8 protein-coding genes are annotated in these 13,101 nt (G+C 70.4%); 4 read left to right on the top strand and 4 right to left on the bottom strand.

Going from position 1 to position 13,101, the window contains the following annotated elements:
* The first annotated feature begins 15 nt into the window (after nt 1-15).
* The 3 genes from SM577_RS26825 (at nt 16) to SM577_RS26835 (ending at nt 2,852) form a co-directional block, all read left to right on the top strand.
* Nucleotides 16-747 carry a FadR/GntR family transcriptional regulator gene (locus SM577_RS26825; protein ID WP_302919750.1) on the top strand — a complete coding sequence of 244 codons (732 nt, stop codon included), beginning with the start codon at nt 16-18 and terminating at the stop codon, nt 745-747.
* A 369-nt stretch (nt 748-1,116) separates the two neighbouring features.
* Nucleotides 1,117-2,115, top strand: a complete 999-nt coding sequence (locus SM577_RS26830; RefSeq protein ID WP_474580934.1) for an RNA polymerase subunit sigma-70 — start codon at nt 1,117-1,119, stop codon at nt 2,113-2,115.
* Nucleotides 2,116-2,120: 5 nt separating this feature from the next.
* Nucleotides 2,121-2,852, top strand: coding sequence for a DUF6069 family protein (locus tag SM577_RS26835; protein ID WP_474588268.1), 732 nt, complete (start codon nt 2,121-2,123; stop codon nt 2,850-2,852).
* 146 nt (nt 2,853-2,998) lie between these two features.
* Here the strand turns inward: SM577_RS26835 and SM577_RS26840 are convergent, their stop codons facing one another.
* Complete coding sequence (locus SM577_RS26840; RefSeq protein WP_474588269.1) at nt 2,999-4,339, bottom strand: FG-GAP-like repeat-containing protein; 1,341 nt, start codon at nt 4,337-4,339, stop codon at nt 2,999-3,001.
* Between SM577_RS26840 and SM577_RS26845 the strand changes: the two genes are divergently transcribed.
* On the top strand, nt 4,338-4,664 hold the full coding sequence (locus SM577_RS26845; protein ID WP_474588270.1) for a hypothetical protein: 327 nt from the start codon (nt 4,338-4,340) through the stop codon (nt 4,662-4,664). The two genes, SM577_RS26840 and SM577_RS26845, sit on opposite strands and share 2 nt — an antisense overlap.
* Before the next feature lie 1,170 nt (nt 4,665-5,834).
* On the opposite strand, the gene SM577_RS26850 is transcribed toward SM577_RS26845, so the two are convergent.
* The 3 genes from SM577_RS26850 to SM577_RS26860 all read right to left on the bottom strand — a co-directional run bounded on the left by SM577_RS26850 (nt 5,835) and on the right by SM577_RS26860 (nt 13,009).
* Nucleotides 5,835-8,030: a S8 family serine peptidase gene (locus SM577_RS26850; protein WP_474588316.1), complete on the bottom strand. Its 2,196-nt coding sequence runs from the start codon at nt 8,028-8,030 to the stop codon at nt 5,835-5,837.
* A 93-nt stretch (nt 8,031-8,123) separates the two neighbouring features.
* Nucleotides 8,124-10,379 carry a hypothetical protein gene (locus tag SM577_RS26855; RefSeq protein ID WP_474588271.1) on the bottom strand — a complete coding sequence of 752 codons (2,256 nt, stop codon included), beginning with the start codon at nt 10,377-10,379 and terminating at the stop codon, nt 8,124-8,126.
* 281 nt (nt 10,380-10,660) lie between these two features.
* Entirely contained in the window at nt 10,661-13,009 is a 2,349-nt protein-coding gene (locus SM577_RS26860; RefSeq protein ID WP_474588272.1) for a hypothetical protein, read from the bottom strand.
* Nucleotides 13,010-13,101: the final 92 nt, after the last annotated feature.

Genomic DNA, 13,101 nt, shown 5'->3' on the forward strand with positions numbered 1-13,101 from the left:
AAGGGCAAGGGGCAGATGACGACGATTGACGCGAGCCCGCTGCGCGGGCCGGAGCGCCCGGGTCCCCGCCGCCAGGAGGTCGTGACGGGGATCAAGGAGTACATCCTGCGCAATCGCCTGAAGCCGGGGGACCTGCTCCCCACCGAGACGGAGCTGTGCGAGGCCATCGGCGCCAGCCGGTCCAGCGTCCGCGAGGCGGTCAAGATCCTCTCCGCGCTCGACATCGTCGAGGTGCGGCACGGTCACGGCACCTTCGTCGGCCGGATGTCGCTGAACGCCCTGGTGGAGAGCCTGGCCTTCCGCGGGCTGCTCAGCGGCGAGGAGGACCACCGGGTGCTGGGCCAGGTGGTGGACGTCCGGCAGACCCTCGAACAGGGCCTCGCCGCCGACATCATCGCCGTCCTCGACGCCGAGCACCGCGCGGTTCTCGCCGCGCTCGCCGACCAGATGGCGGACCTGGCCGCGCAGGACAAGGACTTCCTCGAGGTCGACCGGGAGTTCCACCTGAAGCTGATGGAACCCCTGGGCAACGACCTGATTCTCCAGCTCACCGAGGCGTTCTGGCAGGTGCAGGCCATCGTGGCGCCCACCCTGCGCACCGAGCCGGAGGACCGGGTGATCACCGCGCAGCGGCACCGGGCGATCGTCGAGGCGATCAGCGCCGGCGATCCGGCGGCCCTGCGGTCCGCCATCGCCGACCACTACGCGCCCGTCCGCGCCAGCCTGGCCCGCGCCGTCCAGTCCTGAGTGGTACGACCGGCTCACCCGTGGGGAACGGTCTACGCGGCGGCGGGGCTGGCGCTCAGCACCTCGCCGGGACACCGAGCCGGAGCAGCCGCGCCCCGGCCGTCCGCCGCCTCCCGCCGGGGACGACGGACGGCGTCGCGGCACCGTCCCACTCCCCCACCGGACGCCTGATCGAAGCTGATCGCGGTCACCTCGCGCTGAAACCGATGCGCGGCCGAGGAACCGACCGGACCGCCCGCGCCCTCCGCGCCGTACCGCGCGTCGTGCTCCGCCATCGAATCAGCCCTGCCGGCCGGCCGTGGTGATGAGTTGTCGCGCCCGGACCCGTCACACCTACGACGGGACACGACGAGCCGGAAGGATGACGCGATGAGGACGGACACACGGCTGGAGGAGCTGGGCGTGAGCGGGCTGGGCGAGGTCGACGAGCCGGCGTTCTCGGGGTTGGCCGAGCGACACCGGCGGGAGCTGCACGTGCACTGCTACCGGATGCTCGGGTCGTTCGAGGACGCCGAGGACACCGTGCAGGAGACGTTCCTGCGTGCCTGGCGGCGTCGGGAGACCTTCGCGGGGCGGTCGACGTTCCGGGCCTGGCTGTACCGGATCGCCACCAACGCCTGCCTGGACCTGCTCGCCAAGCGCCGCCCGGAGCCGGCGACCGGCGGCGAGGTGCGGTGGCTGCAGCCCTACCCGGACCGGCTGCTCGACGAACTGCCCGCGGCCGACGCGGACGAGCCGGAGACCGTCGCCGTCGCGCGGGAGACGATCGAGCTGGCGTACCTGGTCGCGGTCCAGCACCTCGCGCCGCGTCCGCGGGCCGTGCTGATCCTGCGGGACGTGCTCGGCTGGCCGGCGAAGGACGTCGCGGAGCTGCTCGGGGACTCCGTCAACTCGGTGAACAGCGCGTTGCAGCGGGCCCGCGCCGGTATGCGGGAGCACCTGCCCGCCGAGCGGCAGGACTGGACCGGCGGCGAGGAGGACGCCGGGACGCGCGACCTGGTACGCCGCTTCACTGAGGCCAGTGTGGCCACGGACATCCCGGCGATCACCGCGATGCTGCGGGACGACGTCCGGTGCTCGATGCCGCCCACGCCGGGCCTGCAGGTCGGCCGCGACGCGGTGGTGAACAGCTGGATCGAGGACGGCTTCGAGGGCATGACGGGTCTGCGCGCCGTCCCCACCGCCGTGAACCGGCAGCCCGCCGTCGCCTTCTACCACTGGCGGGAGCAGGAGCAGGCGTACCTGCCGCTGACCATCGACGTCCTGCGCATCACCGGCGGGGCGATCACCGAGATCATCACGTTCCACGACGACCAGTTCCCGCGGCTCGGGCTGCCGGAGCGCCTGCCGGCGGACGGCACGGAGTAGCTCCGGTGCGGACGCTCGCGCTGCGCGCTGGCGCGCGTGTCGCGGTGGTCGCAACGGAGTGGCACGACGCGTTCGGCGTCGTCACTCGTGGCCGGGTGCAGCTGGAGCTGCGCGACGGCCAGCCCGGCCCGGTCCTCGGAACCGACGCCGCCTTCTGGCTCCGCGGCACCGGCGTCCGCGCCCTGCGCAACCCTGGCCGTCGCACGGCGACGGTACGCATCGTCACGCCCAGGACCGTCACCGGTCAGTCAACACAGCCTGTGCGCCAGTTAGCTGGAGGAACAGCCATGAACAGCATGAATGACACCGTCGCGGGCCCGGCACCGGGCCGGACCAGCCGCACTTACCGATTCCGCGGGCTCGTCGGTACCGGCCTCGTCGCCACGCTCGCCGCGATGGTGGCCACCACCCTCGCCGCCGCGCTCGCCCGGGCCGTCGGCGTCGGCTTCGAGATCCCCGATGGTGGCGAGGCGATCCCGTTGGGCGGGTTCGCCGTGGTGACCGGCTTCTGCTCGGTCGTAGGCGTGGTCATCGCCGCCGCTCTTCTCCGGTGGAGCGCCCGCCCCGCCGAGCGATTCGGGTGGACGGCAGTGGCGCTGACGGTGATCTCGTTGATCCCACCCCTCCTCTCCGGGGCGGACGCCGCGACCACCACCGCCCTACTCGGGCTGCACCTCGTCCCCGCGGCGGTGATGATCCCCACCCTGACGCGGAGCCTCCGCACCCGGACCGAGTGACCATCCCGCGGCGGAAGAACGCGGGGCGCCAGCGCACCGACGTCGCCCCCGGTCGCGCTCACCCTGGCGCTACCGGGGCCCGGCGTCCCTCGTCGTACGCGACACGGCGCGCCCGGCCAGGCCGGGCGCGCCATCAGGTCACGCGGTCAGCTGATGGTGGTGAAGGAACCCCAGCCGCTGCCGATCTGCCGGGAGTCCGGGCTGCTGTACGGCACGCCGTTGTCGCGCTCGATGTTGTTCGGGTACATCCACAGCGTCCCGTCGGTCCTGCGGACCACCAGGTCGGTGTAGCCGTCACCGGTGACGTCGGCGCCGACGACGTGGTTGAAGCCGCCCCAGCCGCTGCCGATCTGGCTGGCGCTGCCGTACGGCACGCCGCCGTCGCGGACGAAGTTGTTCGGGTACAGCCACAGCGTCCCGTCGGCCTTGCGCGCCACCAGGTCGGTGAACCCGTCACCGGTCACGTCAGCGCCGATAAGGGTGTCGAAGCCGCTCCAGCCGTGGCCGATCTGCCGGGCCGTCGAGCCGCTGTAGGGCACGCCGTCGTCGCGGACGAAGTTGTTCGGGTACAGCCACAGGGTGCCGTCCGTCTTGCGCGCCACCAGGTCGGTGAACCCGTCACCGGTCACGTCGGCGCCGATGATCCGGTCGAAGCCGCCCCAGCCGCTGCCGATCTGCCGGGCGTCCGCGCTGCTGTACGGCACGCCGTTGTCCCGCTCGATGTTGTTCGGGTACAGCCACAGCGTCCCGTCGGTCTTGCGGGCCACCAGGTCGGTGTAGCCGTCACCGGTGACGTCCGCGTTCACGACCTGGTTGAAGGTGCCCCAGCCGCTGCCGATCTGCCGGGCGGTGCCGTACGGCACGCCGTCGTCGCGGACGAAGTTGTTCGCGTACATCAGCATGGTGCCGTCGGCCTTGGTGGCGACCAGATCCGCGAACGAGTCGCCCGTCACGCTGTGGCCGACGTTCCGCTCGTCGACGGGCGTTCCACTGCCCACGCCGGCGGGTGAGACGTACCCGTCGATGTCGACGTTGGTGCGCGAGTAGCTGGCCCGGCTGACCTTGCTGGAGTAGTTGTTCGAGGAACCCTGGTTGCCGCCGATGGTGTTGACCTGGGTGCTGGTGGCGCTGGTGACGATGGCGACGTGGTCGATCGGGTGGCCGTCGCCGGAGGCGTGGTCCCAGTCGAACACGATGGCGTCGCCGGGCTGTGGCACGTATCCACTGGAACGGGAGTGGTAGAGCCCTCGGTTGATTCCGTACGTCTTGAACGACTGCGCCCACGAGTCCAGGCCGCTCACGTCCGAGACGCCGGCGGTGCGCCACACCCAGCGGGCGAACTCCGCGCACCACTCGATGCCGCAGCTGTTGTAGTAGCCCGGGTTGCAGCCGGTGCCACCGAGCTGGTTGGTGGCCACGCTGACGATCTGCTGCCGGCTCGTGGCGGCGGCCGCGGGCGGCGCCATCAGGCCGACACCGCTCGCCATGGCGAGCAGGGAAACCAGTACGGTGCGGCCGAACCGTCGTCGTATGGCGCGCGCTGTTCGCGGCGGGCCGGTGACGGAGTTGTCGCCGGCGCCGGCGCGGCTGTCCGCCTTCCTGGTGGTCGAGCGTCGCATCAACATCTGCTCCTGGGTCCTTTCCGAAGTTTCGATTGGTTCGGGATGGATCTGCTGGTACGGGTCGACCGGCAAGGTATCGACCTGGCATCCATTGTTTTACTTAGATATATCGATGTCCTTTCCACGGCTGTACCGCTGGCTGATGCTCGGGGGGCTGCTCGGCGGATCTCCGGTGGATCCCCCGCGCTGAATGAAGCATCACGGACCTGGCGGAGGTTGTCACCAGCCCTGACCTGGCGGAAAGGCGCCCGGCCGGATCACGCCAGCGTCAAGACATCGAGTTCGACCTCGTCGACGGGCTGCGCATGTTCGCGCTGTCCGGTCGATCGGCAAAGGCCACGCTGTTACCAGGGCGGCACTTGACCTGCACGGTGGAGTGCTATCCGAAACGGGAGCGACGTGCTGGCTTCGCGGTCGGGTAGGACGTCGACCGACCGGCCGCTGTCTACCAGCCGCGCGGCTCGGATGAACTGGTCGGCGATGGGCGCGAGCGGCCGGCACCACGCCCCCAGGCCGAACCCGGCGATCGCGTCTACCCGCAGGGCTCCGGCAAAGTCGGGCCACTAGGCTCCGCGCATGCAGCATTGCCGACTGTCCTCCGCCAAACGCACGGCGATCGGGGCGTTACTGCTCGTCTTGGCCGTAGCCGGCTGCGACTCCGAGGCGGAATCGTCCTCCGATGCCACGTGGTCGAGCCCTGACACCGCCGCTACCGCGACCGCCTCCCGCGCTGCTTCCCCCCCAAGTCCCCGTGACGCCGAACCTTCCGCATCTTCCTCCCCCACCACGGACGAGTCACGGGAGGCCGAAGCGGCGGAGGAGCCCGAAGCGGCACAGCGGACGGAGGCGCCGAGCGGGGGCGGCACCAAGTACGCGGCGTGTGCCGACGGCGACTGCAAAGTGTCCTTCTCCCGCTCGGTCACATTTCCACTCGGCAGGTGGACGGTGTCGTCCTCCGTGGAGGATGGCGGTGTCAGGGTGCGACTGACCGACGCCAATGGCAGGGGCGGCGGTGGCGGCTTCCTGGCAGGGCCCGGGTGCACGGTGGCGATTCACGCCGACGGCGGCGGGCGAGTCGGATGCGACCAACCCGGAGCCGAGCCCGAACCGGGAGGGTGGGTCGTACACCTGCTGGAACTGGACGGGGACACCGCGGTCATCCGAGCGATCCTGGGCTGACTGTGAGGATCCTGTCGCAGCCTGATGGTGCTGGGCTGTGGTCTGGTGGCCGGCCGTGGCTCGAACAACACTGGGTTGCCGGCATCGCGCCAGCTCCCGGGACGGGCGCTTCCCTGACCGGAGCCCAGCGGGTGTCGAGGGCCCCGGTCAGGGGAGAACCGTGGGTACGGGATGTGGCCGCCTAGAGGTTCAGCGTCCAGCTGTTGATATGGCCGGTGTCGCCGGAGGCCGAGTCCCGCACTCGCAGGGTCCAGGTACCGTTGGCCACCTCCCGGTCCAGGTCGACCGTGTAGGTCTGGTCGATGTTGTCCGCCGCGCCGCCGGTCCGGTTGCGCAACGGGTAGGTGCGCCCGCCCGGCGCCACCAGCGTCACCACCAGGTCACCGACGTAGCTGTGCACGATGTGCACCTCCACGGTGGCGTCCGAGGCGGCGTTACCGGCGCAGCCCGAGATGGTGATCGTGCTCTGCACCGTGCTGTTGTCGGGGATCGACACGTCAGCGCCGTTGGTGCCGGCGCAGACCGGCGGTGGGGTACGGGTGCCTTCGAGGTTGAGCGTCCACCTGTCGAGGTAGCCGGTGTCGACGGCGGCGGCGTCCTGGATCCGCAGGTGCCAGGTGCCGTTGGAGACCTCACCGGACAGGTCGACCGTGTAGATCTGGTCGAGGTTGTCCGTGCTGTTGCCGGTCCGGTTGTGCAACGGGTACGTGCTGCCGTCGGGCGCCACCAGCGTCACCACCAGGTCACCGATGTAGGTGTGCACGATGTGCACCTCCACGGTGCTGCCCGAGCCGGCGTTACCCGCGCATCCGGAGATGGTGAACGCGGTCTCCACGGTGTTGTAGTCCGGGATCGACACATCTTTGCTGGCGGTCTGCGCACAGCCGGGTGGCCCGTTGACGGTCAGGCGGTACGACGTGGAGTTTGTGGTCTCCGGCCCCCTACCGGTGATGGCCACGACGTACGTGCCCGGCTCGGTGCTGCCGGTGGTGCTGATGGTCACCGTCGAGGAGCCGCCCGAGGTGACGGATGGCGGGCTGAAGCTCGCCGTCGCCCCGTCGGGCAGGCCACTGGCGGAGAAGGTGACCGGGTGCGGGCTACCGACCGTGGTGCTGGTGCTGACCGTGGCGGTGACCGAACCGCCCGGGTCGAGCGTTCCGGCGGCCGGGGCGACCTCGATCGAGAAGTCCTGGGTCGGTGGCTGGATGTCACCGGTGTAGAGCAGCTTGTTGGGCGAGCCGTTGCCGGGGTCGGTTATCACGCCGTCGGTGGCCTCGTTGACCAGCTTGTCCCGGACCTGCCGCGGGGTGTACGTCGGGCTGGCCGCGAGCACGAGCGCGGCGGCCCCCACCACGTGCGGGGTGGCCATCGACGTGCCGTTGATGGTGTTGGTCGCGGTGTCGCCGGTGTGCCACGCGGAGGTGATCGCAGAGCCCGGGGCGAAGATGTCCAGGCAGGAGCCGATGTTGGAGTAGCTGGCCCGGACGTCGTTGCTCTGGGTCGCGCCGACGGTGATCGCGTCGGGGGTGGCGGCCGGCGTGACGCCGCAGGCGTCGATGCCGTTGTCGTTGCCCGCCGCGATACCGTAGACGACCCCGTCGGCGATCGACGCGGTCACCGCGTCGTTGACGGCCTGGTCGAAGCCGCCGCCGAGGCTCATGTTCGCCACCGCGGGCTCACCCGGGTCGTGGTCCCCGGTGACCCAGTCGATGCCCTCGATGACCTGCGCGTACGTGCCGTTGCCACCGTCGTCGAGCACCCGTACCCCGACCAGGGTTACGTCCTTAGCCACGCCGTAGGCGGTGCCGCCGACCGTGCCGGCGACGTGCGTACCGTGGCCGTTGCCGTCGTCGGCGGTGCCGCCGTCGATGGCGTCGAAGCCGCTGACCGCCCGCCCACCGAAGTCGCTGTGGGAGAACCGGATGCCGGTGTCGAGGATGTACGCCGTCACGCCGGTGCCGGAGTTCGGGTAGGTGTACGAGTTGTTCAACGGCCGGGCGCGCTGGTCGATCCGGTCCAGCCCCCAGGAGGGGGTCGGCGTCTGGGTGCCGGCGATCGTGACGGTGTGGTTCTGCTCGACGTACCGGACGGCCGGATCGGCGGCCAGCCGCCTGGCCGCCCGCTCGGTCAACCGCGCCTCGAAGCCGCGCAGCGCGTGCCGGTAGGTCCGGGCGACGGTGCCGCCGTGCTTGTTGGCGAGGCCGCGAGCCTTGTCGGTGACTCCGGCCGCCGCCACCGCGGTGTCCTTGAGCACCACGATGTACGAGTCGGTGACTGCGGTGGCGCCGCCGGCGCTGAGGATCTGCCCTTCGGCGGGCGCGGCGATCGCCGGTGTGCCGGCGAGGCCCACCGTGGCGGCCGCCGCGACCGCCCCTATTCCGAGCCGCCAGCGGCGTTTCGCCGGCGGTGTGGAGAGTGTCATCGTTCGTAGACCCTTTCTGACGCCAAGCCCTTCTCCGATCTCGTCATGTCACTCACCGCCACAGTCGTTGCGGATCGCGTACGTGTAGAAGCCGTCGCTGCCAAAGCCGTTCGGCGCATGCGACCGCAGCTCCGCGCCGACCGCCCAGACGTTTTTCGGGCCGCTGGCGTCGATCCCGGTCAGGCCGCTGGTCCAGCCCTCCGGGACGTCGACAACCGTCCACTTCTTGCCGTCCCAGTGCTCGACCACGTAGCCGCCGTCGGACTGGGTGGTCCAGTCGCCGGCCACCCACACGTCGTCGGGGGCGATCGCCGTCACATCCGTGAGCTTGGTGATCGCCGAGATGACGCCGCCGTCGGGCGTCTCCGTCCACTTCTTGCCGTCCCAGTGCTGGATCAGCGGCACCTCACCGCCGGGCACGTGCTTCTCCCCGACGGCCCACACATCGTTGGGGCCGGTGGCGTCAACCGAGAAGAACCAGCCGGAGGCGGCGTCGTACGGCACCTCAATCGGCGTCCACTCCTTGCCGTCCCAGTGCATCGTGTACGGCAGGTCGCCGATCCGGCCGACCGCCCAGACGTCGTTCGACGCGGTTCCGTACACGTCGTGCAGCGTGATCGGGCCGTCGGTGAAGGGGAAGTCGACAAAGCTCCACGTCCGGCCGTCCCAGTGCTCGACGTACGACCTGGCCGGGACGGTCATCCCGAAGTCCTTGTATTCGACCAGGGTGACCCAGACGTCGGTCGGGGAGATCGCGGCCACCCCGGTGGCCTCCACATGGGCCGGACGGGTCTGGCCGAGGGCCTCGTAGGTCCCGCCGACCGGGTTCAACACCGGGCTGAGCGACCAGCTCCTGCCATCCCAGTGCTGGACGTGCGGCACGTTGGAGTCGACGTTCCGGCGATGGCCGACCACCCAGCCGTCGTCCGGCCCGGAGAACTCCATCTCATCGGCCAGCACCCGGACATCGCCCCACTGCGGATGAGTGGGGTGTGGTGAGGGCACGTGTTCCCACTCGGACCCGTTCCAGTGCTGGATGTCGATCATTTCTCCCTTGCTGTGGCCGGGGCCGCGGCCGGCGTGTTCGAAGTACTCGCCCAGGGTCCACACGTCGGACTCCGACAGCACGGCGACGTCAGCAAGGGTGGAGTAGACAATGCCGTTGATCTGGCTGGGGTTGGGCGTCCTCACCTGTTCCCAGTTGTTCACACACCGGTCGACGGTCGGGTCGATCCCGGCCAGGTTCGGGGTGCCCACCCCGGTCGGCCCGTCGTACCCGACGCCCGCGGTGCAGAGCACCGCCGGGCTGCACGATCCCGGGATGTCGGCACCGGGGTCGGCGCCGGTGTTGTTTCCGCTGGTGATGTCGAAGAACTTCTCCGGATGGCGGTAGGCGTAGGCGCCGCCCGGCTCCTCGCGGGTCTCCTCGCCGATGAGCGCGTACACCCCGGCCACCAGTGACGTGGCCACGCTCGTGCCGCCGACCCGGACCCAGCCGCCCGCCTGGTGGGTGTCGTAGACCGCGACCGCGGTGGCCGGGTCGGCCACCGCCGAGACGTCGGCCGTGGCCCGGTGCGAGCAGCCGGTCTCCGCCCGCTGCCAGGACGGCTTGTTGACGTACGCGGAGCAGCCCGAGCCGGCGGCGCCCCAGGCGTACTCGTAGTATCCGCGGGCGCCATTGGCCGGCCACAGGCTGGTGCCACCCACCGACGTCACGCTCGCCGACGACGCCGGGTAGCTGACGCCGTAACCGGTGTCTCCGGAGGCCGCGAAGATCGAAACCCCGGGGTGGTCGAAGAACGGCTCGTACTCCAGGATCCCCGGACGCTCCAGCAGCCCCCAACTGCTGACGATCTGCGTCGCGCCCAGTCGGGCGGCCGTCGCCACCGAGGCGGCCAGGTTCCCGATCAGGTTGTCGTTGGCCTCCACCAGCAGGATCTTGCACTGCGGGCAGGCCGCCGAGACCATGTCCAGGTCCACGACTGCCTCAAGCGCCCAGCCCGCGTGCGGCGGCGGCAGCGGACCGGATTCCCCGTCCTGGTTGACCTTGCGGAAACAGCCGTTCTCCGTGGTGCACGGCGGCAGGCCGTACATCTCGCGGTAGACCGCCAGGTCCTGCTCCGCGTTCGGCGCGTCGTACGCCACCACCACCGCCACCGTCTGGTCGGCGCCCTTGCTGGCCGCGGCCTCCGTCAGGCCGTACGCGGTCTGCAGCTGCGCAACGCCGTACCCCGGTGGCAGCTGCGCCTCGGTCGCCTTCGGATCGGTGGTCAGCGGCTTACCGCCGGCGTCGCTCTGCACCAACGCCGAACACGTGGCCCGCAATGACTCCGGACCTGCCGACTGATCCGTCGAGGGCTCCTCGGCACACACCTGCTTGACGTCTGCCTGCGGTTGCTGAACCTCGGCCGCTTTCTGCGGCGGGGTCTGGGTGGCCGTCGCCTGGGGTGGGGTCTGGGTGGCCGCCGTCTGCGGCGGGGACCCGGTAGCCGGCGCACCGACCAGGCTCACGCCCAGCACCGCGGCGACGGCCATCACCAACGTGCGCGAACGACGCACGGACGCTCCCTTCCTCCTGCTCATGCTCATGCACCCGCCAGCCCGTACGCGTGGATCACCGTTTGCTCGAACGAGTCACCGGCCGAGTCCGACAGGTTGACCTTGACCGACGCGAAGCCCGAGCCCTCCGACGCGGCCGGGTTCTGCACCGACACCTGGAACTTCCCGCCTCCCCGCGCCGTGACCGCCGCCGGGGTCCAGGTCTTGCCGTCGTCGAACGACACCTCCACCGCCGCCTTCGTCACCTGCCGGCCGGTCACGCCCCGCTGGTAGTAGCCGGACACGGTGAAGGTGTGCGGCCCAGCCGCGGGCACCTTGCCCCGCAGGTCCGCCCCGAAGTCGTACGCACCGAAGATCAGCGGCAGGTAGGAGCAACCCCGGTTGACGTCCGGCGTGCACTCCTGGTATTTCGGCAGCCGATCGTTCTTCTTCGGGGTGCTCGACCTGAAGTCCCAGGTGGTCTCCACCCGAGTGCCCAACGTCGCCCACTCCGGCCGGGTCTGCGTCCACTCGATCCGGTACGACGCCGTGCCGGGCAGCATCGGGAACACCTGACCGGACGCCGCCGCCACCTGGGTCAGCTGCCCGTCGCGGTAGAAGTTGATCGTGCTGGTCGGGCCGCCGCTGGTGTCGGTCAGGGCGTGGATCGTGTACTCATAGTGCGAGGTCGTGTGGGTCGGATCGCTGTCGCCGGAGCTGACCACGCTGAATCCCATGACGTCGCCCTGCCGACAGGCCGGGCAGAAGTAGGTGGTGGTGGCCTTCGCAATTCCGGTTGCCTGAGTGGCCCCGTGCGGCAGCCCCATGTTCTGCCATTCCGGAGCTGGCACCGACGGGCCGTTCGCCCACGTTGTGGTGATCTCCTCACCCGGCCGGAACGTCCGCAACGGCCCATAGATTCTCGGGTAGTAGCCGTCTCTGACCGGGTTTGGAAGGGTCGCGACTCCCCGGTGCCAGACCGTCGTCCTCGACCCACCGTAGTAGTCGGTCCGCTCGACCGGCAGCGCCATCTGGCCCATGAGCGGCGTCCCGAGCCCCATGGTCATCGTCGACCACGAATGGAACGGGGTCATCGTGCTCGCTCCGCCGAGATCGGGATTCAGCGTTCCGATCCTGGTGTGGTCGATGGCCAGATCGGCCTCGGTCATCCGGTGGGTGAGCTTGGCCGGCACCCCGTTCTCGCTGGGGAAGTCCAGGTTGTAAAGGTACTCCTGGGGTGTGCCGTCCAGCCCGGTGCCGGGCGGCGCGAACATCCACGAGTGGCTGAAACCCAACGAGCCCCGCCGCGGAGCCGGGGTCGGCTTGGCGAAGTAGCGGACCTCCGGCACGATCTCGTGGACCGCCGGGCCGTAGGACCACCACAGGCTCTGCAGCGAGCCGCCGGCGGCCGAGTGCCGCGCGAACTTCATGGCGGCGATCATCGGTTCGGCCTCCGCGCGCGGCACGGTCACGTCGATCGGCCGCGCCTCCCGGGCGTCCAGGGTGACAGCGGTGTCCTTCGACACCGTGACATCCGCCGGCACGAACGTCAGGTTCTCGTCGAAGCCCGTCTCGTTCATGTCGAAGATGAACGCCGAGATGCCGTACGGGCCCGCCGGCACGCTCACCGCGATCGGGCCGCTGCCGGGCGTCGGGTAGTGGATGCTGTAGTAGGTCTCGGCGTTGTCGAGGTTCTGGATCGCGATGATCGCGGTACCCTCCACACCCTGCCGGTTGAGCTGGTTGACGGTCAGCGTGTGGGACTGCCTGCCCTTGGCCGCCGAACGCATCGTGAGTGGCGCCGCGCCGGGCACCCCGGCCGCGTCCGGCGCGGCACCCAGCGAGATCTTCTTCACCTCACTCAGCGCGTCCGCCCCGTGCCGGGTCAGCGCCCGGCCGAACGCGGCGGTCCCTGCGGCATCGATCGACCCCTCGGTCCGCGTCCCGGTCTTCGGCGCGGTCACTCCGGGGACCGCGCCGTGCTCGGCCGTGCGCCATTCGATCGACAGCGGCAGCTTCGGCTGCGCCGTGTAGCCGGCCCGTTCGAGGTAGGACACATTGAACAGGGCCGGGTCGAGCGTCTTACCGAGGTGCGGGATCGCGGCCGCCGGCACCGCGTAGACGTCGCCACCGAGCGCCAACGTCAACATCCCGGCGGAGTCGGCCAGCGCGTCCTCGGGCGACTGCCCGGAGTCGACCGCCAGTGCCGGCGAGACCACCGTCTGGCCCCCCGCGACCCGCTCCACGCGCACCGAGTCGCCGGTCACCAGGGTGACCTTCGTGCCGGCGGCGGTCGACGGCGTGGCTGCCGTCAACTCGGCGGGTATGGCGGCCGGGGGTGCCGCGGCGTCGTCGCCGCCGAGCGGGCCGTTGACCGCCAGCGCGGAGGCACTCACTGCGGCGACGAGGCCGGCGGCGAGCAACACCGGTCGCTGTTTGAGTCGTCTCCGGATCAGTGTCTTGATACCAACGGGTACGGGGTCATCAG

The organism is Micromonospora desertarenae, assembly GCF_056150265.1.